General features: G+C 56.9%; 18 protein-coding genes and 1 pseudogene. 8 read left to right on the top strand and 11 right to left on the bottom strand.

The features are described 5' to 3' along the window. Positions 1–285 precede the first annotated feature (285 nt). The 5 genes from NW852_RS00960 (at position 286) to NW852_RS00940 (ending at position 6,991) form a co-directional block, all read left to right on the top strand. Complete coding sequence (locus NW852_RS00960; protein ID WP_414366500.1) at positions 286–1,263, top strand: CobW family GTP-binding protein; 978 nt, start codon at positions 286–288, stop codon at positions 1,261–1,263. Positions 1,264–1,291: 28 nt separating this feature from the next. After that, positions 1,292–2,152 (top strand): hypothetical protein, encoded by an 861-nt coding sequence (locus NW852_RS00955; protein WP_414371954.1) that lies wholly within the window; start codon positions 1,292–1,294, stop codon positions 2,150–2,152. Positions 2,153–2,355: 203 nt separating this feature from the next. Then, complete coding sequence (uvrB, locus tag NW852_RS00950) at positions 2,356–4,443, top strand: excinuclease ABC subunit UvrB (RefSeq protein WP_414426392.1); 2,088 nt, start codon at positions 2,356–2,358, stop codon at positions 4,441–4,443. 82 nt (positions 4,444–4,525) lie between these two features. Continuing rightward, a complete protein-coding gene (locus NW852_RS00945) occupies positions 4,526–6,382 on the top strand; it encodes a mechanosensitive ion channel family protein (protein ID WP_414366504.1) in 1,857 nt (618 codons plus the stop codon). Between the two features lie 87 nt (positions 6,383–6,469). Then, complete coding sequence (locus NW852_RS00940) at positions 6,470–6,991, top strand: DciA family protein (protein ID WP_414378389.1); 522 nt, start codon at positions 6,470–6,472, stop codon at positions 6,989–6,991. Positions 6,992–7,167: 176 nt separating this feature from the next. Here NW852_RS00940 and pxcA read toward each other — a convergent pair whose 3' ends face one another. The 9 genes from pxcA to NW852_RS00895 all read right to left on the bottom strand — a co-directional run bounded on the left by pxcA (position 7,168) and on the right by NW852_RS00895 (position 15,842). After that, complete coding sequence (gene pxcA, locus NW852_RS00935; RefSeq protein ID WP_414398548.1) at positions 7,168–8,544, bottom strand: proton extrusion protein PcxA; 1,377 nt, start codon at positions 8,542–8,544, stop codon at positions 7,168–7,170. A 177-nt stretch (positions 8,545–8,721) separates the two neighbouring features. Further along, a complete protein-coding gene (locus NW852_RS00930) occupies positions 8,722–10,125 on the bottom strand; it encodes a glycosyltransferase (RefSeq protein WP_414371945.1) in 1,404 nt (467 codons plus the stop codon). A gap of 82 nt (positions 10,126–10,207) precedes the next feature. Continuing rightward, a complete protein-coding gene (locus tag NW852_RS00925) occupies positions 10,208–10,324 on the bottom strand; it encodes a photosystem II reaction center X protein (protein ID WP_011431389.1) in 117 nt (38 codons plus the stop codon). Between the two features lie 110 nt (positions 10,325–10,434). Then, entirely contained in the window at positions 10,435–10,788 is a 354-nt protein-coding gene (locus NW852_RS00920; RefSeq protein ID WP_414366174.1) for a ferredoxin-thioredoxin reductase catalytic domain-containing protein, read from the bottom strand. A gap of 305 nt (positions 10,789–11,093) precedes the next feature. Then, on the bottom strand, positions 11,094–11,498 hold the full coding sequence (locus NW852_RS00915) for a universal stress protein (RefSeq protein ID WP_414333698.1): 405 nt from the start codon (positions 11,496–11,498) through the stop codon (positions 11,094–11,096). A 203-nt stretch (positions 11,499–11,701) separates the two neighbouring features. After that, complete coding sequence (locus tag NW852_RS00910; RefSeq protein ID WP_414426391.1) at positions 11,702–12,445, bottom strand: alpha/beta fold hydrolase; 744 nt, start codon at positions 12,443–12,445, stop codon at positions 11,702–11,704. Between the two features lie 167 nt (positions 12,446–12,612). After that, entirely contained in the window at positions 12,613–14,193 is a 1,581-nt protein-coding gene (locus NW852_RS00905; RefSeq protein ID WP_414426390.1) for a chlorophyll a/b binding light-harvesting protein, read from the bottom strand. A 48-nt stretch (positions 14,194–14,241) separates the two neighbouring features. Further along, positions 14,242–14,751 carry a flavodoxin FldA gene (gene fldA / locus NW852_RS00900; RefSeq protein WP_414371939.1) on the bottom strand — a complete coding sequence of 170 codons (510 nt, stop codon included), beginning with the start codon at positions 14,749–14,751 and terminating at the stop codon, positions 14,242–14,244. A gap of 56 nt (positions 14,752–14,807) precedes the next feature. Further along, positions 14,808–15,842 carry a chlorophyll a/b binding light-harvesting protein gene (locus NW852_RS00895; protein ID WP_414371937.1) on the bottom strand — a complete coding sequence of 345 codons (1,035 nt, stop codon included), beginning with the start codon at positions 15,840–15,842 and terminating at the stop codon, positions 14,808–14,810. A gap of 386 nt (positions 15,843–16,228) precedes the next feature. On the opposite strand from NW852_RS00895, the gene NW852_RS00890 reads away from it, so the two are divergent. Together NW852_RS00890 and NW852_RS00885 are read left to right on the top strand one after the other, a co-directional pair. Then, positions 16,229–17,449, top strand: a complete 1,221-nt coding sequence (locus tag NW852_RS00890) for an imelysin family protein (RefSeq protein WP_414333707.1) — start codon at positions 16,229–16,231, stop codon at positions 17,447–17,449. A gap of 42 nt (positions 17,450–17,491) precedes the next feature. Next, positions 17,492–18,865: a di-heme oxidoredictase family protein gene (locus NW852_RS00885; protein WP_414426389.1), complete on the top strand. Its 1,374-nt coding sequence runs from the start codon at positions 17,492–17,494 to the stop codon at positions 18,863–18,865. Here the strand turns inward: NW852_RS00885 and NW852_RS00880 are convergent. Next, positions 18,862–19,536 (bottom strand): Fe2+-dependent dioxygenase, encoded by a 675-nt coding sequence (locus tag NW852_RS00880; protein WP_414364059.1) that lies wholly within the window; start codon positions 19,534–19,536, stop codon positions 18,862–18,864. The genes NW852_RS00885 and NW852_RS00880 overlap by 4 nt on opposite strands. A gap of 209 nt (positions 19,537–19,745) precedes the next feature. Here NW852_RS00880 and NW852_RS00875 point away from each other — a divergent pair, with 209 nt between their 5' ends. Continuing rightward, positions 19,746–20,552 carry a TVP38/TMEM64 family protein gene (locus NW852_RS00875; RefSeq protein WP_414398554.1) on the top strand — a complete coding sequence of 269 codons (807 nt, stop codon included), beginning with the start codon at positions 19,746–19,748 and terminating at the stop codon, positions 20,550–20,552. Between the two features lie 123 nt (positions 20,553–20,675). On the opposite strand, the pseudogene NW852_RS00870 reads toward NW852_RS00875, so the two are convergent. Next, positions 20,676–21,380: pseudogene (locus NW852_RS00870) on the bottom strand (RNA-guided endonuclease TnpB family protein); the annotation flags it as partial. Between the last annotated feature and the right edge of the window lie 77 nt (positions 21,381–21,457).

The raw sequence follows: 21,457 nt of genomic DNA, 5'->3' as shown, positions 1-21,457 counted from the left end.
GGGTAGTACACCAGGCCCCCTTGGTTGGTGGAGCGGGGTTCGAGGCGCTCGACATGGGCCCAGCGGATCTGCCACTCCTGGCGCAGCCAAGGCGGGGTAGGTGGCTTGCCTGCCCACCTCGTCCACCTGAACCTGCTGGCTCAGGGATCCCAGCAGCAGCGCCGCCCTTAAGTCCAGATCCTGGAGAGCTGGCCCTGGAGCTAAGCTAGTAGAGCCTCCGGAGAACCGGAGAGAAGGGTTTGTTGGCCACTTGTCGATTGAGTCTTGGGTGATTGATATGGAGATATGAAGGCTCAGCTTCCGGTTACGGTTTTGACAGGCTTTTTGGGCAGTGGTAAAACCACGCTGCTCAAGCGCATCTTGCAGGAGGAGCACGGGCGGCGCATCGGGGTTATCCTCAACGAGTTTGGCGAGATCTCCATCGATGGCGAACTGGTCAACATGCCCGAAGGAGGGCTGATGCAGCTCAGCAACGGCTGTCTCTGTTGCACAGTGCGGGAGGATCTCGAACGGGCGGCTCGCGAGCTGCTCCAGCATGCCCAGGCGTTGGACTACCTGGTGGTGGAGACCAGCGGCGTGGCGGATCCCAGGCAGGTGGCCGAGCTGTTTGTACAGAGAACCTTCCACGAGGAGCTGCGTCTGGATGGGGTGGTGACCCTGGTGGATGGGGCCGAGTACTGGCGCAACTTCCGGCGCTCCCAAACCACCGCCCACCAGATCAGCAGCGCCGACATCTTGCTCCTGAACAAGGTAGATTTGATCACCCCAGCCGAACAAGAGCAGATCCTATTAGATTTGCGTCGCTACAACCCCGACGCTCCCTGTCTGCCCACCACCCACGCCCAGGTGCCCTTGGCCCGCATTTTGGATGTGCACGCCTTTCGCCCAGAACTGTGGGATCCCAAGCTCTCTGCTGCCGAGGCTGAAGGTCACGCCCACCCCAGCCACCATCTGGAAGAAGACGGGATCCAATCCCTGAGCTTTCAACTGCAGCAACCGCTGGATCTGGCGGCCTTCCGCGATTGGCTGCAAGACCTGCCGGAGACGATTTTTCGCGCCAAGGGGGTGCTGTGGGCTGCAAACGAGCCGCAGCGGGTTATCTTTCATCAGGTGGGCCGACGACAAACCCTCTTCTTGGAGCGGGAGTGGGATCCCAGTGAGCCGCATTGGTCAAAAATTGTCTTCATCGGTAAGGAACTAGAGCAAGAAGCGCTGGCCGCCGGCCTCAGCCGGCTGTGTCGGGCAACTGCCGCCTGCCCATGAGTCCAAGTTTTGGGATGGGATAACCGCGATGGCCCGCAGCAAACTTTCAGAACAAGAACAACAGCAAATTGTTAGCTCCTACCGCGGCTCGGCGGCCACTGCTGCCGAATTGGCCGAGCAATTCCGGGTGAGCGTTACCACCATCACCCGTGTCCTCAAGGAAAACCTCGCTGCCGACGAGTACCAGCGGCTGATCCAGCTCAAACGCTCAGCAGCTCGCCGCAAAGACACGGGCGAGGAACCCGCCCTTCCCCTGGACGGTATGGAGGGGCAACAGGTCTTGCCCCCGCAGAGAGCTGCCGACGCCTCCGATCTCAGCGATGTAAGCGAAGGGGAGAGGATCCCTGGCGACAGGACGGCCACGGTGACAGAACTGGCCTCCGAAGAATTGCCGGCCCAGCTCGTAGCCGAGCTTCAAGAAGACCTAGAAGACGACGAGGACAACGAGCTAGAAGACGAAGAAGACGATGACGATGAAGAAGAGGATGACGACGATTTTTTAGACGACGCGGCAGCGGTGCCCTCAGAAGATCCGCTGGCGGATCCCGTCCATCACATCCAAGTACTCCCCCTGGAGGAGCTCGACCTGCCCGAGACCTGTTATGTTGTGGTGGATCGCTACCAAGAATTGACCACCCGCCCCCTCAAGGAATTTCTGGGACTGGGATCCCTGCCCATGGAAGGGATCGAAAACGCCAATACGCTGCCGATTTTCGACAACCACAAGGTGGCTCGGCGCTTTTCCGAGATGAGCCGTCGCGGCAGCAACACCTATCCGCCCTACCGGGTCATCCAATTTCCCGGATACATTTTGGAGATCGTACGCCCACAATTGCAAAAGAAAGGCATTACTCATCTGCTAATGGATGGACAAATTTACAGCCTGTGAGGTGTAGCCGCTGAATCCAACTACAGCTTGCTCCTTCGTCAGGAGATCCAGCACACAGACGGAAACTCCACCTGGACAAGGGTTTTGGCTTATGTGACGATATGAGACCTGACCAAGCAGGCTGTAACTGCCCAGTTGCCGAAATTAACAGTCTTAACCAGAGCACTCAACCAAAGATCCTCAAAAGATCAAGGGATAGGCCTATGTCGGAGTTTCAACTGGTTTCTCCCTATCAGCCCACGGGGGATCAGCCCAAAGCAATTGCTGCTTTGGTAGAGTCGATTGCGGCAGGGCATCGCTTTCAAACCCTGCTGGGGGCAACTGGGACCGGCAAAACGTTTACCATTGCCCATACCATCCAGCAAGTCGGCAGGCCCACCTTGGTGATGGCCCCCAACAAAACCTTGGCCGCCCAACTGTGCAACGAGCTGCGAGAGCTTTTTCCCTACAATGCCGTCGAATATTTCATCAGCTATTACGACTATTACCAACCGGAAGCCTATGTGCCCAGCACCGATACTTATATCGCCAAGTCTTCTTCTATTAACGATGAAATCGACATGTTGCGGCACTCGGCCACCCGCTCCCTCTTTGAACGGCGGGATGTTATTGTCGTGGCCTCGGTAAGCTGTATCTACGGCCTGGGCATGCCGGAGGAATACCTGAAGGCTTCCATTCCCTTTCAAGTCGGCCAGCAGATTAACCAGCGGGAGGTCTTGCGGGATCTGGCCAACATCCAGTACGAACGCAACGACCTGGAGCTGGGGCGGGGGCGGTTTCGCGTCAAAGGCGATGTGCTGGAAATTGTGCCGGCCTACGAAGACCGAGTCATTCGCATCGAGTTTTTTGGGGACGAGATTGAGGCCATTCGCCTCATTGATCCAGTGACGGGCGAGATCCTAAACAGTGTCAGCGCCCTCAGGGTTTATCCGGCCCGCCACTTCGTAACGCCAGAAGCTCAGTTGCAGCAGGCGATCCTCAACATTGAGCAAGAGCTGGAAGAGCAACTGGCTTTCTTTCGCCGCCAAGGCAAGCTACTAGAGGCCCAACGCCTAGAACAGCGCACCCGCTACGACCTAGAGATGCTGCGGGAGGTGGGCTATTGCAACGGCATCGAAAACTACTCCCGGCACTTGACGGGGCGCAAAGAAGGGGAGCCGCCTGCCTGTTTGGTGGATTATTTCAAGGCCAACGATTGGCTCTTGGTGGTGGACGAATCCCACGTCACGGTGCCGCAGATCCGTGGCATGTACAACGGCGACCGCGCCCGCAAACAGGTGCTGGTGGATCACGGCTTTCGCCTGCCCAGCGCCCTCGACAATCGCCCTCTCAAAGCCGAGGAGTTCTGGGCCAAAGTCCACCAATGCGTCTTTGTTTCCGCCACGCCTGGCAACTGGGAACTGGAGCAGAGCGGAGCCCAATTTGAAACGGTGGTGGAAAACGGCAAACCCCTGAAGTTCTACGTGCCAGGCACCGGTCGGGTTATAGAGCAGGTCATTCGGCCCACCGGGGTGGTGGATCCCGAGGTGCACGTGCGCCCCACAGCCGGGCAGGTGGAAGATTTGCTGGGCGAGATCTATTTGCGGCTGGAGCGCTCGCAGCAGGGGCCTGCCGAACGGGTGATCGTGACCACCCTCACCAAACGCATGGCCGAAGATCTCACCGAATACCTTCAGGAACGCAGCATCCGCGTTCGCTATCTGCACTCTGAGATTGCCCCCATCGAGCGCATTGAGATCCTCCAAGATTTCCGGGAAGGGGCCTTTGATGTGTTGGTGGGGGTCAATTTGTTGCGGGAAGGGTTGGATTTGCCGGAAGTCTCCTTGGTGGCCATTTTGGATGCGGACAAAGAAGGATTTTTGCGGGCGGAGCGCTCCCTAATCCAGATGATCGGGCGGGCAGCGCGCAATGTCCGTGGCACGGTGGTGATGTACGCCGATACCCTGACCGGCAGCATGGCCCGGGCCATCGCCGAAACCCAGCGCCGCCGCGAAATTCAACTGCAATACAACCGCCAACACAACATCACCCCTAAGCCCATTGTCAAGAAAAACAGCAACGCCATCTTGTCTTTTTTGGCCATCTCCCGCAAACTCAACAGCCAAGACCTGGAAAAAGCCTTTCAAGCTGCAGACGAGATCCCGCTTTCGGAGATTCCAGAGCTGATCGGCCAACTGGAACTGAAGATGAAAGCAGCCGCCAAAAACCTGGAATTTGAAGAAGCTGCGCAACTGCGAGACCAAATTAAAAAGCTGCGCCAACGCCTTTTGGGCCACCATCAGAACACTTAAAGTCCTCGCTTGGATTGGCCAAAATCGGGATTTGCTTGTGCCACCATAGGCTTACAGCAGCATCCTAGGGATCCCTGAGACAATGGACGTTCGTGTCCAACGAGCCATTCGAGACTCTGTCCTGCTGAAGGGAGCGGCCTTGGCGGTGGGGCTGATAGCCGGGATCGGCCTCTGGCTCCTGCCTGCTCCGGTCTCCAAGGCTGCTGGGATCCCGGTGGCTCAGGCCCTTGAATTTCGGGATCCCGGCTTTTTCCAAACCGGCCCCACCCCTGCCGAAGTGCCAACTCCTGAGGGATCCCCCTCCCCGACCCCTAGCCCACTGGGGCTCTCCTTTACCGGCCAAGAGGGCACAGAAGTCTTGGTGGGGAACATTCCGGTGTTTCGCCTGCAGACGGCAGAGTACCCCAGCGATGTGCGGGCCGATAACGTGCGGGCCATCATTGAGCGCTTCTTGGAAGAAGGTCAGTTGCCAGAGCCGGAGGTGCGGGTGGCCCAGGATGCCAATGGCCAGTACGTCCTCCGGCTGGGAGAAAGGGGCCGCTTTGAGGCCACCCAGCGGTATCTGTTTACCGTCACCTATGCCGATGCCGCCGCCGAGCGCAGGGTGCCGCTGGGCCAGGTGGGCCTCAACGACGTGCGTCTGGTGGCCAACACTTGGGCGCGACGGCTGGAACAAGCCATTGCCGAGTACCGGCAGGATCGGCTGGATCTGCAGCGGGCGCAGGATCCGCGCGTGCTGGCTCTCACCATCTTGGCCGGTCTGGCCACATTGGCGCTGGGGTTCTTTCTCTGGCGGCTGTTCGACCGCAGCCTAGTTCGCCTGCAGAGGTGGCTGGAGCTCCAGGCCGGCCCGGCTTGGGGAACCTGGATCGACATTGGGGGAGTGCTCCTGCGAGGCGTGGGGGCAATTCTCATTGCCGGCATCTCGCTGGATCGCGGCATCAGCTTCATACCCGCCCTGCGACCGTTTCAGCGCGCTTTTTACCTGGGCTTGGGGCGGGTGGTGGCCACGGCGCTGGGCGTCCTCACCCAACCGCTGCCCAATTCCAGCGTCTCCATTGCCAGCTTACTGGTCTTCTTTGTGCTGGCCGTTTTGGTCTTCACCGTTGCCCACTACGTCAGCGTTGGCTTTAAGCAGCGGTTTCTGAGCCGGCTGGGACTGGATCTGGGCACCCAGGAGTCTACAACGGCCATCTTCAAGTACATCCTCACGCTGTTCGGGATCCTCTTGGTCTTGCCCTTCAGCGGCCTGAATCTGGGATCCCTGGCGGTGATTGCCGGGGCGGTGGGTTTGGGGATCGGCTTTGGCCTGCAAAACCTCTCCAACAACTACATCAGCTACATCGCTATTTTGCTGGAGCGCCCCATCCAAATCGGGGATCTGGTGGAAGTGGACAACCTGCTCGGCACCGTGGAGCGCATCGGCCCGCGGGCCACCGTCCTGCGCACTTTGGATCGCATCTTTGTGATTGTGCCCAACTCCCGCTTCACCGAGTCAAAGGTGGTGAACTGGAGCTACCGGGATCCCCGCTGTCGCATTCACATTCCCGTCGGCGTGGCCTATGGCTCCGATACAGCCCTGGTTACCGAAGCTCTGCTCAGCGCTGCCAAAGAAAATGCTCGGGTGTTGAGCAGCCCCGCCCCCCAAGTCTGGCTCAAGTCTTTTGGCCCCTCTTCCCTCAACTTTGAGCTGCTGGTGTGGATCAACCGTCCCCAGGATCAATTTGTCTTGATCAGCGAGCTGAACTTCGCCATCGAGGCCGAGTTTCGGCGGCGTGGGATCCGCATTCCTTTCCCGCAGCAGGATATTCACATTCGCAGCCTGGAGGGACTTGTCAGCCTCAATGGCGGCTCCCGTTCCCTGCCCGATGCCGCTTCCATCCAGTCCGCCCTCAGCGAAGCGGCAAAATCGCTGGAAGACCAAAACGGCGTTTCCTGAGCTATCCCTATCGACACCATGCTGCGACGGTTAGATGAGGCACTGGGTAGCTTTGGCAGCCATCCGTGTTGGGCTGAACTGAAGCAAATGCAGCTCCTAAGGCAGCTTTGGCCGGAAGTGGTGGGAGAGGCGGTAGCAGCGCAAACCCATCCCCTCAACGTGCGCCGCCAGGTGCTGCAGGTAGCCACCTCTACCCCGTCCTGGGCGCAAAACTTAACCTTACAACGCCAACTCATTCTCAGAAAACTCAACAGCCGCCTGCACCCCCCCCTCAGCGACATTCGCTTTAGCCCCGGCGCTTGGCACGAAGGATCCAACCCGGTCGCTCCCCACCCTGATGCGGAGTTGACCAGCAAGTTTTATGGCCCCCCCCGCCTCGCTGCCCAAGATGGACAACGCCCTGGATCTTGCCGCAACGCTCCCCCCAAACAGCCCATCTCGGATCCGAAAGTGGCTTTCGAGCGCTGGGCGAGAGTGGTCAAACAACGGCAGACTCAGCAAAATCTGTTCCCTTGCCCCGCCTGTGGCTGCCCTACCCCTGCCGCCGAACTGGAGCGTTGGTTTGTCTGCGGGTTTTGCCATCGCCAGTCCTTGCGCCTGCGCAGCTAACTCAGGGAACTCAAATTAGGGCTGTTTCCAACGGCAACGAAACGACTCGTTAGGCCGCTCCCCAGCTCCCCTCTCCCTCTGGGAGAGGGGCCGGGGGTGAGGGCTGCTCCCTCTGGGAGAGGGGCTGGGGGTGAGGGCAGCGGCCTGGATTCTCCAATGAAGGCAACTGCGAACCCTCAATCGTTCATGGCGTGGTAGGTGGCCACTGCCGACGGCGATACACGGTTCAAGTAACGGAAGATCCAGTACTTAAAGAGTGTGTCGAGAAAAACGGGAAAAGTGGCAATAAAGCCGTAGATAAAATTGCGGTTTTCTGGCAAACCTAGGTGGTCAGCTAAGCTGCTCAGCAGCACCTCCCAGCCGTGGGGAGAGTGGTAGCCGACGAACACGTCGGTGAAGAGGATAATGATAAAAGCCTTAGCACTGTCGCTAAGGCCATAGATCAGGCGATCCAAAAAAGACTTGAGAACTTCAATTTCCTCGCGTCCGATAAAGATCAGCCAGCCAAACACCAGCAGCGATAGCACGTCAGCGAGGACGTTCTTGAGGCCTTCTAAATTCTTACGGCTGTATTTTTGCAGCAACTCCTCTGCCTTTCTGGACAGTTGGTCTTCGGATTCCAGGTCGAGCTCTGGAGATTGGTGGTGTAAGGCCCGCTCAAACTCTATTTTTTCCTTGAAAAACTCAAACTCGGAGAGGGCCTTTTCTTGAAATTCGTAGCTCAGAGCCAAGATGGTGGGCTGCCGCGGCTGAAAGCGATCCACCAACGGCCCGAACAGGAACTGTTTTGAGAAGATCTGGGCCAGCAGCGGCAAAATGGCCAACAGCACCAAAAACCGAACTGCCACCAGTGTACGTGTGCGTTGGCTGCGATACTCCTGCAGTAGCTCTTCTTCCGCTTGCGAACCCAGCTCACGGCGGATCTGGTTGGCCGTACGCAGGATGGAGCGGGGCAGGAGGGCCGTTCTAGAGGCAACCGGGGCATTGCTGTTGTCGGGGTTTGTCTTAGCAAGATTGGTTTTGATGGAGGGGTCGGAGGGCTCCGGCTGGCTTGAGGTCAGGGGCTCTGGTTGCTCTTGTTGCTCTTGAGACTTGGGCGGAGGGGAGGTGAACTTGGGTTGTGCAGCGGGGCGCTTGTATCGCGAGGTCACCTGATCGATAAACTCTAGCTTCTCCAAGATAGAGGGATCCCGACTTTGTCGGCCATTTGCAGCGTCTTTGCCGTCGTTTTCGGAAGGGCCGACGGGGGCCTCTTTGGCCTGATCTTTGTCGGAAGAGAAGGGAGGGCCGCTGCCATTTTGCGCGGGATCCGGCAGGCGAGAAAAAACGCTACTGGCCCTGAACTCGGCTAAACTAAGATCGATTTGGCGCAATTCCTGGCGCAATTGGATCTGAAAGTAGCGGCTGGTGTTTTGGCCGTGGGTTCCGTTGCTGCCGATGGATTCCCCCTGAAAGTAGCGGTCTTCAATGGCTTTGATGCGCAGAGCAGCTTCATAGGCTCGATTGAGGGAGCGTAGGGGAGTACTTGAGATCCACTGGCCAAGCCTGCTCAATACGGATTCCCCCATTGTTTTTTCCTGTGGCGGTTTTTCTCAGGGCTGATCCATACACTTTTCAATAGCTAACTATTGTAACAACTTCTGGATTGTAACAACTTCTGGGAGGCTGGGCAGGGATCCGGATGGGGAAGCGGCCTGTCTGGATCAAAACCGTGCTGAAGGGGTTAGGGCTCAGGATCCCTTGAAGCGCTTGAGGGCAAAAGCGCAGATCTGCAGCAGCCGCAGCCCGTCCCGCACATGTTGAATGTTGGAGCGGCCATAGGTTCTGGGGAAGTAGCGCACGGGGATGTCCAGGATCTTAAGGGTGCGCTTGGCCGCCCCTAGCAACAGGTCAAAATCCCCAAACGGGTCAAAATCTCCCCACTCTTGCCGCAGCTTGACAATCTGCCAATAGTCCTCCCGCCACAGGGCCTTGGTGCCGCAGAGGGAGTCTTTGATGCGGATGCCGAGAATGTGGGAGAGGAGAGCGGCAAAAAAACGATTGGCCCACTGGTTAAGACGCGGCATTGCTTCTGGTTTCAGGGGATAGACCAGGCGGCAGCCGTTGGCAAAGTCGCACCGCCCGGAGGCCACCGCCCGGAAAAACTTGGGGAGGTCTTCCGCCTGGACGGTCAAGTCGGCGTCGAGAATGATCAGCACATCGCCACTGGCTGCGGCAAACCCCTTGCGCACCGCATCTCCCTTGCCCTTGCCCTCTTGCCGGAGGGCCCGGATGGTGCGGATCCCTTGGTATTCGGCCTGAACCCGCTGGATCTCAGCCCAAGTGTCGTCGCTGGAATGCCCCTCCACAAAGATGATCTCGGTTCGGGATCCCATTTCGGGCAACTGCTCCACACAGCGGCGGATGTTGCCTGCCTCGTTGCGAGCCGGGATCACCACCGTGCAAGAAGGTTGCTCCTCAGGGGGGGGATCCCAGGTGGGATCGGGCTGGAGGCGGGCGATCGTGTATTCAGTCAGGCAGAGGGCGTTGATCCCGGGTAAGGGGGCAATGAAGCGGTTGATCAGCGTCGAAAGCAGTGGGATCCGCCGCGGCAGCAACAGCCGCTTGCCCTGCTGAATGACCTCGTACCCTGCCAGGTGCAGCAGATTGGCCACATCACCAGCCGAGAGCCAGTTGGCTGCCGGCAAGGGCATGCGCTGCTTGAGGACAGTCGCCAGGCCCAGCAGCGGCTCCCAGAGGGGGTTGTGGTAAGAGAGGAGCAGGCGAGTGCGCGGGGTACAAAAACGGCGCAGCTGCTCAAGAACCTGCTGAATATCCGTCAGGTAGCCCAGGGTATTGACGAGCAAAATAACGTCAAAGGGCTCCGCTAAGACGGGATCCTGCTTGTCCAGCGTGTGGGCATCCCGAACCCGAAAGTGAAGGTGGGGAAACTGCCTCTGCGCCTGGGCAACAATCTCCGCGTCCCAGTCAATCCCCACCCCAAAACTGGGCTGCAAAGCATTGAGCAGGGATCCGGTGCCGGAGCCGATTTCCAGAATGCGCAGGCCTGGAGGAACGAAGAAGCGGTGTAGCCGCTCCAGATCCTTGTGGTAGTAGCGGTTTTTTTGCCGCCAGTAATGCAGGGGGTGGGTCAACGCTCCCAGGATGTCGCTAGATCAGCTTTTGATCATAAGGGGCGATGGGCGATCCGCAGACAAGCCCTGGCGAGCGGGAGACTCAGCGACGACGCACCCTATCTCTTTGGCTGACGAAGACAATGGCGCCGAAGAGAAGCCCTAGCACCACTGCGCCGTACACCAAGCTCCAGAGAAAGTTAGCAAGTGAGGGAGTCATAAGTTTCCTCCTCCTGCGAATAGCAACTACCCAACTATTCCCTGATTATACCGATCTTTGTCGCCCTTCCCCGGCCCGATCGTTTCCTCCAAGGACAGGTACCTTGCCGGTTATTTTGTTTGGTATTCTAGGGGCACCTCCACTAGGGTTTGGCTGGTGCCGGCAAAGGGGTTGTCTGGGGTTAAGAAGAGCATACAGTGACATTCTTTTCGCTCGCGCATTGGCACGCAGGGGCAGTTCCAATAGCCGGCTTTCACTTCCGCCTCTTTGTCTTCGTAAAAGCGGCAGGGACAGAGCGGAGCGCCCAATTGCTCTTTGTGCAGAGCCAAGCCTTCGATCACTGCTGTCGTAATCGTAGGATCGGAGCAGAAAAAAGTGTCGGTACGTTTGGCGTAGGTTTCTGCGAAATGCCGCATCACCTCGAAGGTCTTCTGGGAGGCCTTGTTGTAACCACGACTTTCCATGACGCTTCCTAAAGGGTGGAACTAACGAATAGCAATGGAGCTTACAGCTTTTCCCAGCAACACTGAGTGACGCTCATACCAATCAGATGCTTCTTTTGCATGACAGGGATCCCACCCCTCCACGGGATTCTCACAGAGGCGGAGAAAGCTGTATCTCGCTCTTCGTTGTACTGCAGACTTTTAGACAAGACAAATCGTAGCTGCCTTGCTGTTACACAAGGCAACATTAGATTCGGCAAGTTCGATTGAGCAAGAGCCAGCCTCAGTGTACTCTACCAGAGAATGCTTGCCGGGATCCTTGCCCCTCAAGGCACCACCAGCACCGGGCAAGGGGCGAGGTCGATCACCCGGTGGCTGACGGAGTTGTTCCGCCCCTCCGCAGACAAGCTGAGGCCACGGGATCCCATCACGATCAGGCTGATCTCCAGCTCGTCTGCCACATCGCAGATGACAAAGGGCACTTTTCCCTCGCGATACTCGCTCTTGACGCTGCTAATGCCAATTTGCTGGAGGCCCAGCTCCGTCTGTTTGAGCAGGTTCTGGATGTTCTGCCGGGCTTGTTCTGCCCGCTCCGCGTCCAGCTCCGCAGCATCCAGAACCGAGAGCAGGTACACCTGACTTTTGTAGCGCTGCGCTATGTCTGCCACTAAGGGCAAGGCGTGGCTGGTCTCACGCGAGTTGTCGATGGGAAAGAGCAGTTTGTCGAACATAGTCGCGGATCCCACAGTCAAGCCCATTCCCTATCCAAGTCGGGGGGCCGGCCTCATTCTATCAATTTTACCGGCAGCTCAATGGCCTCCTTCCACCCCTGCCCGTTTTTCTGTTGTGAGGGGCTCGACCTGGGCGGCAAACGGAGCTCCTCCAGTGTTTGAATGAGCGGCCATGTCCATCATCCCGCGAAGATCCAGCCGCCTTAGGCCATGCTGGGCTGAAGTTTGCGCAGTTCCTGCCAAAAATCCATGATTTTCAGATTGACCAAACTTGGAAAAGAATAATGAAAAAAGTGTCGCCCTCCAGGGCAAAGCCACATTTGATCCCCCGGCTTTAAGTGGTTTTTCCACTTCTCGAGCGCAGCAGGAGCCACAATGGGGTCATCCTTGCTGGCGCAAACCAACATCGGCACCGAAACTTTCCGAGCTGGAATCGCTATCACCTGAAATAGGGAGTGAGGTATGGGGGAAGTATCTAAGTCTTTAGCCAGAGCATAGGAGAGTGAGCGCGCTCGCCACTGTTCTGAAGTGGGCAGAAGGCTCTGGGCTATACGCACCAGGAGCTGTTCTCGGCTACAGAAAAACATTTTTCGTTGCAGGTAGAAATGGGCGTGCCAGGTAGCGGCAGGCTGATCGGACACTGCCAGCAGGGTCAGAGACCGTACCCGTTGGGGATAGTGGCACGCGAAAAGATAGGCGACCACCCCGCTCAAGCCATGGCCGATGAGGTGCACCGGTCGATCCCAAGCCTTCAGGTATTCGTATAGTAGCGTCACGACTGTCTCTAAACTACAGGGCTCATCCTGGGTTTGGTGATACTCCCAGTAGGCCACACGGAAACATTTTCCCAGGGATCCCAGCAAAGGCCGGTCGAAAAGCTTGAGACTGGGAGAAACACCCAAATAAAGTGCCTCAAAAGAGAGCGCGGAAGCGGAACCTAAACTCATTTTGGCCGTCCCATTTCGACTGTCGAAAGATTGAAGCCGGTGGCTGACAAAAGCTTCACAAACAAGAGTTCTAGAAATCGGCAGAACTATCCAAACCGGGCAGATCGGGACAGAGAGGAGGGGATGAGGATCTCCCCTCCCCTGCTTTGAGAAGCCTCAACCCTGCTTTACAGCCCCGGCAAAATCTGGGCTACCACATCGCCGCTGCTCAAGAGCATGTAGGCAAACAGGGCACCGCCAACACCGCCCACCAGAAACCCTCCGGCCAACTGGCTCCAACCGGCGCGGGTGCGCAAGTTTTCGGGCAAGTCCTCCGAGCTTGCCGGCAGGCGCACCGGCTGAGGGGATCCCTGCGATTCCGCCATCAGTTGCACCCCTGGCGTCGGATAGGCCACCTCGCCGTAGGGGGTATTGACCACCGCCACCAGCCGCGAGCGCGGAAAGGACACCCGTCCGTAAACGGAGAGACAAACCGTCAGGATCAGCACCAGGCCGATGGTCGCCAGCGTCCCTGCTGTCAGGGCCTGCTCCGAATCCCGCAGCGGACTTAGCTTGTAAAACGGCCCCACCAGAAAGTACCCATGGGCCATGCCAATCTCCAAGCCACGCAGAAAGGGCGACAAGCCCTCCCGGTAGATGGGCAGGTTTTGCAGCAGCAGCAGGGTGAGATCCCCCTGGTTTACCGGCGTCTCCAAGTTGCCCACCTGCGGATCTGTGGCTCGCACCCAGCCCCCGCGCTGGAAGTCAAAGCCGTTGGCTGCCGCCCGCGCCCGGATGGCATGCCAGATGTGCCCTGCCAAAAACAGGATCCCCAAGACAAAGTGGGCTGTGGCCAACCAGGTGCGGCTACTCACCACACCCATCTCGTCGGCAGCCAGCTCCAGCGGCCCGTAGAAAGCCACCGGATAGGCAATCTCGTTGACGCTGACAAAATAGGCCGCCAAGATGCCCATGTAGGCCAGGGCCCCCAGGCTGTAGGAGAGGTAGGCTTCGCCCGAGTAGATCAGGATCTGCTTGGCCCAGGCAGAGGGCCGTGTGGCTATGTGCCACCATCCCCCCAAGACGCAAAGCAGGCCAACGTAGATGTGCCCTCCCACCAGATCTTCTAGGTTATCCACAGCAGCCATGCCCTGCTGGCCCATCAGCGGCGTCAGGTAGGCGAAGATCCGCAGCGGATTGAGGGTGGGATCCGTTACCACCCGTACGCGGCCCAGGTGAGCATCGTACAGCCCTCCCCAGAAGAGCGCTTTGGCCACCAGCAACCAAGCCCCCAGCCCCAACAGCAGCAGGTGGATCCCCAGGATGGTGGTCATCTTGTCGTCGTCTTCCCAGTCGTAGCCGAAAAACTGGGCCAAGGTTTCTCCTTTGGGCAGCACCTCCGGCCCCAAAAGGGCATGGAAGATCCCTCCTGCCCCCAGCACCGCCGAGGCAATCAGGTGCAGAACGCCCACCACAAAAAAGGGATAGGGATCCGTGGCCACCCCCTCTGCATTAACGCCGATACCCAACGTGGCCAAATGGGGCAGCAAGATCAGCCCTTGGCTGCCCATGGGCTGAGCCGGATCCCAGTGGGCCACCTCAAACAGGGTCATGCCGCCGGCCCACAGCATGATCAACCCCGCATGGGCCACGTGGGCTCCCAGCAGCTTTCCGGACAGATTCACCAAGCGAGCATTGCCTGCCAACCAACTGACCTGAGGGGATCCCTCAGCAGAGGTAGGTGATGAAGATAGAACTGCGCCAGTCATGACAAACTCCCACAGTATCCACAACAAGTTAAGAAGCCGGGTTTGAGATTACAGATTGAAGAGTGTTTTGAGTTTGGCCGTCCACTCTTTAATTCGTTTTTCCGTCAGCTCCGGCTGATTGTCTTCATCCAGGGCAAGGCCGACAAACTCACCGTTAACCACTCCCTTGGACTCATTGAACTCGTAGCCCTCTGTGGGCCAGGAGCCGACATTTTTGCCGCCACGCTCGGCGATTTTTTGGGCCAGGATCCCCATGGCATCTTGAAAGTTGTCGGGATAGCCTAACTGATCCCCAACTCCAAAGTAGGCCACCGTCTTACCGGAAAAATCGATTTCATTCAAATTGGGAAAAAACCCATCCCAATCGGCCTGCAGCTCCCCAATGTTCCAGGTTGGACAGCCGATAATTAAGTAGTCGTACTTCTCAAAGTCCTCAATACTGGCTTCGGCAATGTCGATCAAATCCACATTGTCTTCGCCCAGCTCTTTTTGAATCATCTCAGCAGCTCTTTCGGTATTTCCGGTTTGAGTGCCGAAAAATAGACCTATTTTTGCCATTGCTCCTACCTCGAAACTGCAAGTGCAAAGCCCAAAATTAGATGGCTAGATTGTCGTTAGACCTGCTGCGCAGCAAGCTCTACTCTGCCAGTACGGAAATTGAATCCTCGTGCTTTTAGGGCATGGAAAAGGTGACCCTGAAGGAAGAAAAAGGCCAGCCAAAAGTGGGCATTGGCCAGCCAAACCCTAGATGTGAGAGCCCCCCCTTGCTCAAAAAAGGGATAGCGATCCAAGCCCACCCGCAGCAGCGGCCCATAGAAAACTTCAGGATAGACGACGGGATTGACGGCAACCCAATAGGCGGCAATAAACCCCATCAAGGCCAAAGCTCCCAAGCTGTAGGAAAGATAAGCTTCCCCAGACCAGACAAAAATCCGTTCTGCCCAGGCAAAAGGCTTGGTCACGATATGCCAAATCCCACCTGCCACCAGGAGCAGGCCCAGCCAGAGGTGGCCGCCCACCACGTCTTCCAAAGTGTCCACCCCGGCTATCCAATGGCGACCTTCCGTGCCCAGCAGGTGGCCAAAGGGGTTCCAGTTGGGAGCCACTAGGCGCACTTCTCCCGCCACCGGGTCGAACAACCCGCCAAACACCATTGCCTTGAGCACCAAAAGCCAGGCTCCCAGGCCCAGCAGCACTAGGTGGATCCCTAGGATGGTGGTCATTTTGTCTTTGTCTTGCCAGTCGTAGCTAAACAGGGGAAAAGCTTTGGGATCCAGCACCGCCGGCCCGCGCAGGGCATGAAAAATGCCCCCAAACCCCAAAAAGGCAGAGCTGATGAGGTGGATCGCTCCCACCGCAAAGTAGATATCCGTATCCAAAACTTCCCCGCCGGATCCCACCCCCAGCCCCAAGCTGGCCAGGTGGGGCAAGAGAATGAGTCCCTGCTCATACATCGGTCGGCTGGGGTCAAACTTAGCCAACTCGATCAGGGTCATCGCCCCTGCCCAGAGAACGATCAGCCCGGCATGGGCCACATGCGCCCCCAGCAGCCGGCCAGAAAGAACGGTCAAACGGGCGTTGCCCGCCCACCAGGGGATCTGGTGTTGCGAGCTAGATCCCCCTTCTTGCTTCGGTATCGTCGCTGTCATCTTCGCTCCTCTTGCGTTTCTAAACAAGCTTGCTTGGGAAAAGGCCAGAGACTTTGCCCCAGGCCCGCCTCTGGCCGCACGGACACATCCTTTCGAGACACGCAACCAACTATTGAGATTAAGTCTCAATAGCAAGCTGTGACTCACTCTAGGCTTCTTGAGAGAAGATATCAATATACCTGGGGTTAAATTTTGTTAAAATCCAGGTTAACTTCGCCTTCCACAGCTTTTGTGCGCGGCAGTTGTCCCTGAAGGGTTGGGCCTAAGCGAGGGATCCCGTGGCAACCGGTGGTAAAAAATCTCTCTTTTCTTAAGATTGAGTCTCAATAGCTAGGTTACAATCAAGCCAAAGTTGGCCAAGCCGAGGGGTAAGGAGCCCAGAGGAGATGTCGAGATATCTGAAGCTGTGGACGGGGATAGGGCTTTATGTTCTGGTTAGCGGGGCTGCTTGCGGGGAAAGCCAAAAGGATCCACCGGCCCTGAGCCAGGCCTCGCCCCAGCAGGCGGCTCAAATGAACCCAGAGTGTCGGCCCATCCCGGTGGATGGCGGCGGCGAGGGTGGGGAAGGGGGAGAAGAAGGAGCGGGCTCTGGCCGGCCAGCCGTTGTGCTCTCTCCTGAGCAGCGGTTTCAGGATCGGCAGATTTTGATCGACTTTGCCGATCAGGTGGTGATCCCTGCCTATGAGCAGTTGGCCGCCGATACCCAGGCCCTGTCTCAAGCCATCCAGGCCTTCGTGCAAGATCCCAATTCCCAGACTTTGCAAGCGGCTCGCCAGGCTTGGTCTGTTGCCCGTCTAACGTGGGAGGAGAGCGAGGCTTTTGCCTTCGGGCCGGCGGCCTCCTTGGGGCTAGATGCGGATTTGGACGAATGGCCCCTGAACGAGGTGGAGGTGCTGGAAGTTCTCAACAGCGGCGATCCCCTCACTCCAGAGACCGTGGCCGAGTTGGAAAGCGGGCAAAAGGGATTTCATGCCGTGGCCTTCCTGCTCTTTGGCGTGGATAACAATAAGTCCTTGCAAGACTTTACCGAGCGGGATCGGGAGTACTTGGCTGCCCTTGGCCCGGTTTTGGCGGATACGGCGGAAAAGCTACTCAAGAGCTGGACAGAGGGCGTGCAAGGGCTGCCTGCTTTTCGCGAAGAATGGGTGAAAGCCGGGGAGGGCAGCAAGAGCTACCTGACGCTGCAAGCTGCTGCTGAAGAAATAGCCCAAGGTATTCTCAGCATGTTGGACGAGCTGGGCAAGGTCAAAATTGGCGAAGCCTTCGCCCGGCAAAATCCCTTTCTCTTGGAAAGCCGCTTTGCCCACCATTCGCTGCCGGAGTTTCAGGCCAACCTGCGCAGCGTCCAATATGCTTACTTGGGTGGATTTAGGGATAGAAAAGGTCGCGGCCTCAGCCAATTTGTCCGGGACATCAACCCCAATTTGGATAGTCAAATTCAGTCGGAGTTACAAGCAGCAGCGGCGGCTCTCCAGGGGATCCCTGACCCTATCGAAAAAAGCCTTTGCGATGCCAATGCCCGTGGATCTATTACCGCCGCTATGGAAAAAATTGAAGACGCTTTCGATAACTTTGCTCAGGAAGTTGTGCCGCTTCTGCAGCAGTAGGAAAGTCCGAAAAGAGTTGAGTTGCCGCTATTTTGATAGCCTATGCGTCGTCTTCTCCAGATGTTCATGCTGGGATTGGCCTCTCTTTGGGCAGCGAGCTTTCTGGCTTTTCCCGCCGGCCTAGATGGATCCCAGCCATTGCCCCCGCGAGCGGGTGGCGAAACAACCCTTTGGAACCGCACCTCAACAGCCTACGAGCAGCCGGCCCCCAATTTGGATCCCCGCTGGGCCAGGCTGCATGCCCTGGGGGACATTGCCTTTGAGGCCAACTTTGTAGCGGCTCCAGCGCCTGTTAACCCCGGCCTTGGACCTCTGTTCAACAACAACTCCTGCGCCGGTTGTCATGTCAAAAACGGCCGCGGTCTACCCGAGAAAGGACAGCGGGTGGTTAGGGTGAGCCAGGTCGGATCCCTGGATAGAAGTGGGGATCCCCCGCCTTTTGGATGGGAGGCCATGGCTCCTTATGGCAACACTCCCCCTGTGCCTGGCATCGGCACGCAGATTCAAGAAAAGGCCGTTCGAGGCTATCGGCCAGAGGCCAAGGTGGAGTTGCACTGGGTAGAGCAGACCGGACAGTACGCCGACGGAACCACCTACAGGCTTCGTTCTCCTGTTGTGAAGCTGTTGACTCTGGAGGGATCGCCGATTGAGCCTGTCCTCATCTCCCTGCGGATCCCCCAGCCGGTGTTTGGAGCGGGCCTACTGGAAGCAGTTCCCGAGTCTGCAATCCTAGAAGCAGCCGATCCCGACGACACTGATGGGGATGGCATCTCTGGCCGCCCCAACTCTGTTTGGGATCAAGAGCAGCAGCGTCTGGTGCTGGGACGGTTTGGTTGGAAAGCCAATACCCCCAACCTCAGGCAACAAACTGCGGCCGCCTACGCCAACGACATGGGTGTCACGAATCCTCTTTTTCCGGCCGCCGATGGCAGCCAAGATATCGACGAGGACACTCTCCAAGCGACAACCGTTTACGTGCAAACCCTGGCTGTGCCTGGCCGCGTCCTTTGGCAGGATCCCCAAGTTCAGCAAGGTGAAAAGCTCTTCGTCCAAGCCCAATGCGCCAAGTGTCACCGACCAGAGCTGCACACCGGCATTCATGAGATCGCTGCCCTGGCCAACCAAGTCATCCACCCCTACACCGATTTGCTGTTGCATGACATGGGCGAAGGACTGGCAGATGGCCGCCCTGACTTTGAGGCTACGGGCCGAGAATGGCGCACCCCCCCTTTGTGGGGCATCGGCTTGTCGCAGACAGTTCTGCCCTACTCCGGCTATTTGCACGATGGCCGCGCTCTCAGCCTCGAGGAGGCCATTCTCTGGCATGGGGGAGAAGCTGAACGCTCCCGCGAGATCTTTAAAAATATGGCTGCTGAAGACAGAGAAGCCCTGCTCTATTTTCTTCGATCCCTCTAGAGCTCCGCCCATTTCCGCAGCAGGTTCGCGTAAACTTTGGAGACCAAATCAAAGTGGCGTGTCTTGCCCGATTCCTGAAACATCTGCAGCCGCACAGTCTCTAAATCAAAGAGGATCTCGCGTTCTTGCGGATCCCTAATTAGGCTTTGAACCCAACTGACGGCAGCATAGCGGATCCCGCGGGTTACAGGCTCAACTTGGTGCAAGGTCGAAGCAGGATAGAGAATCAAGGCGCCCGCCGGCAGCTTGTAGGCTCGTTCTCCTTCGCTACTCTCAATTTTTAGCGCACCACCGTCATAGTCTTCGGGGGCACTCAGAAATAGGGTAAAGGAAATATCTGTACGCATAAGCTGACGCTGATCAACCATAAGCGCATCGTCGGTATGAGTGCCGTAAGACATGCCCGCTTCGTAGCGGCTAATCAAAATAGAATGAATGAGCTTGGGCCGAGCAGCCATCTGAAACAGCAAATTGCGCTCTAGAGCTGCAAAGACAATCTCCTGAATCTTCTGGTGCTGGAGGGATCCCTTAGGAATCTGCCTATTATTTTTGACAAGCCTGGCATTCCAGCCAGCCGTCAGGGCGCCATCTACAAATTCAGCATCGGATATAATGGCCAAGGTTTGTTGCAATTCTGCTAAACTGAGAACATCGCTAATACACAAGATCATTGTCAACCTCTAAAGATCAAAACATGCAACACCTTCTATACTAGCAAAACAAAGCCTATGGAAATCATACCTGTTTCAAGCACTCCTTGAAAACCTCAAGTATCTGGCAGAGAAAGTAGAAACCCTTGGTGTTCCTTTGCCCTATGCAGCCACCTTCAGGTATTCGACAAAGAGAGCTTTGCAAGCTACTGGGCCTAGACTATAAAACTGTGGCCGAAGAAGCAAGGCACCTGGGACTGAGCACGCATGCCTACTTACAGCAAAAAACAGGCTGGATTTTGAGGAATGAGCTCTACTATCCCCCCGGCACTGCCTTTGGCGAGTCAGCAGGATCGTCTCCTACCTCCTCAGAAAAGCTACCCTCCAGCAGCAGAACCAATTCTAGGAAAAGGAAGGATATCCTCTCACTGCTGTTGTTGCTTGTTGTCCTGGTAGCTGCTATCTTGCTGGCCCGTCGCTTAGATCCAGACACAACTCGAGAGTTTATAGCAAAACTAGGCCCATGGGCACCCCTTGCTCTGATCGGATTACGCTCCTTGAGTATTATTATTCCTGCCATACCTAGCACTGTTTACTCCATCCTGGCAGGAGCACTCTTTGGATTTGGGGCAGGAATCCTTTACATTGCAATTGCCGATTTTACCTCTTGTACACTTAACTTTTACCTGGCCAGAAAGTTTGGTAGAGGCCTAGTACAGCGAATGGTTGGGCGACAATGGATGTATAAAGTCGATGCCCTTTCAGCCAACTATCTGGAAAACAATATTTTCCTTACGGCCGGGTTTTTAATGACGGGCCTATTCGACTTTGTCGCCTACGCTGCCGGCCTAACTCAAATGAAATGGCAGAACTTTCTTCTCGCGCTAGCTTTGGGCATTGCCGTCTCTACACCCCCAGTAGTAGCTCTGGGGGCAGGGATCCTAGAGCAGGGAAGGTGGCTGCTGGGCTTTGCTCTGCTGGGAATGTTTGCTTTAGCAATGCTAACCGGCTGGCTGAGTAAAAGGCGGCGTTCTTAATTTGCCTTTAATAAGGTCAGGACAAAAGCAAGGTCAGCAGTGGCTTCTAACTCCCTTCCTCAGCGCTTTGCCAATTGAATAGCCGTGTAGCCAAGGCCTGAGGCAAGCTCTAGCACTGTTTCTCCTCGGCCGAGTGCTGCGTGTGCCCCTACTGGCCTTGCGTTGCAGAGCCACTCTCAACCGGGAGTAGTGGTCTCTGACCTGGTTCAACTGCTGTCCATTCCAGTTATCCCCCTCAGAGGTGTGGGCAATATCTCTCCTACCTAAATCCACGCCCATTGCTTTGACGGCGTGCTCCGGTTCCGGCACCTCAGACTCCACGCAAATCTGGATGTAGTAAGAACCGTCTTGGCGTTTGATGAGCGTGGCCGATTTGGGATTGGTGCCTGCTAACATCCCACACTGGTAGGAGCCAACATCCAGCTCAAAACGCTCGCGTCCCTCAACGGTGGTCGGCGATACTGTCCAGTCCCTCTCACGGAAAGAGAAGATTCGGGCATCGTAGGTAACAAAAACAAAGCCAGACTTGAACGCTTTAACTGGACGATTCTTTTGCTGGGCAACCTTGCGGGCACCGGCCAACCTTCTGCATACCTGTTGGGCTAAGTTGCTGGATAGCCCAAAGCGGGTACGAATTTCGCGGTAGCAAAGAGATTGAAGCTTGACGGCGTTGACTATCTTCTCTGGCGTGTTTTGGTTGACCCAGTAAGGCCTCCGGCCCGCTGGCGCGAGGAGTGCTTGTGCAAAAGCAGACAAAGTTGCCTCTCGCTTCACGGCTTGCAAAGCAGATACCTTGAGCTTGCAGGAGATAGTCAGAACTTGGGCCACCTCACAATTATCCGTCGTCCGCTGCGTCGTCTTCTCCAGATGTTCATGCTGGGATTGGCCTCTCTTTGGGCAGCGAG

Origin of the sequence: Synechococcus sp. H60.1 (assembly GCF_047462335.1) — a bacterium.
Classification (GTDB): domain Bacteria; phylum Cyanobacteriota; class Cyanobacteriia; order Thermostichales; family Thermostichaceae; genus Thermostichus.
This window is presented reverse-complemented; position numbering and strand designations above follow the sequence as displayed.

Bases quoted from the DNA above. Each gene is read 5' to 3' on its own strand.
- NW852_RS00960 (WP_414366500.1), top strand. From the start codon at position 286: ATGAAGGCTCAGCTTCCGGTTACGGTTTTGACAGGCTTTTTGGGCAGT.
- NW852_RS00955 (WP_414371954.1), top strand. From the start codon at position 1,292: ATGGCCCGCAGCAAACTTTCAGAACAAGAACAACAGCAAATTGTTAGC.
- uvrB (WP_414426392.1), top strand. From the start codon at position 2,356: ATGTCGGAGTTTCAACTGGTTTCTCCCTATCAGCCCACGGGGGATCAG.
- NW852_RS00945 (WP_414366504.1), top strand. From the start codon at position 4,526: ATGGACGTTCGTGTCCAACGAGCCATTCGAGACTCTGTCCTGCTGAAG.
- NW852_RS00940 (WP_414378389.1), top strand. From the start codon at position 6,470: ATGCAGCTCCTAAGGCAGCTTTGGCCGGAAGTGGTGGGAGAGGCGGTA.
- NW852_RS00925 (WP_011431389.1), bottom strand. From the start codon at position 10,324: ATGACTCCCTCACTTGCTAACTTTCTCTGGAGCTTGGTGTACGGCGCA.
- NW852_RS00920 (WP_414366174.1), bottom strand. From the start codon at position 10,788: ATGGAAAGTCGTGGTTACAACAAGGCCTCCCAGAAGACCTTCGAGGTG.
- NW852_RS00915 (WP_414333698.1), bottom strand. From the start codon at position 11,498: ATGTTCGACAAACTGCTCTTTCCCATCGACAACTCGCGTGAGACCAGC.
- NW852_RS00910 (WP_414426391.1), bottom strand. From the start codon at position 12,445: ATGAGTTTAGGTTCCGCTTCCGCGCTCTCTTTTGAGGCACTTTATTTG.
- NW852_RS00905 (WP_414426390.1), bottom strand. From the start codon at position 14,193: ATGACTGGCGCAGTTCTATCTTCATCACCTACCTCTGCTGAGGGATCC.
- fldA (WP_414371939.1), bottom strand. From the start codon at position 14,751: ATGGCAAAAATAGGTCTATTTTTCGGCACTCAAACCGGAAATACCGAA.
- NW852_RS00895 (WP_414371937.1), bottom strand. From the start codon at position 15,842: ATGACAGCGACGATACCGAAGCAAGAAGGGGGATCTAGCTCGCAACAC.
- NW852_RS00890 (WP_414333707.1), top strand. From the start codon at position 16,229: ATGTCGAGATATCTGAAGCTGTGGACGGGGATAGGGCTTTATGTTCTG.
- NW852_RS00885 (WP_414426389.1), top strand. From the start codon at position 17,492: ATGCGTCGTCTTCTCCAGATGTTCATGCTGGGATTGGCCTCTCTTTGG.
- NW852_RS00880 (WP_414364059.1), bottom strand. From the start codon at position 19,536: ATGATCTTGTGTATTAGCGATGTTCTCAGTTTAGCAGAATTGCAACAA.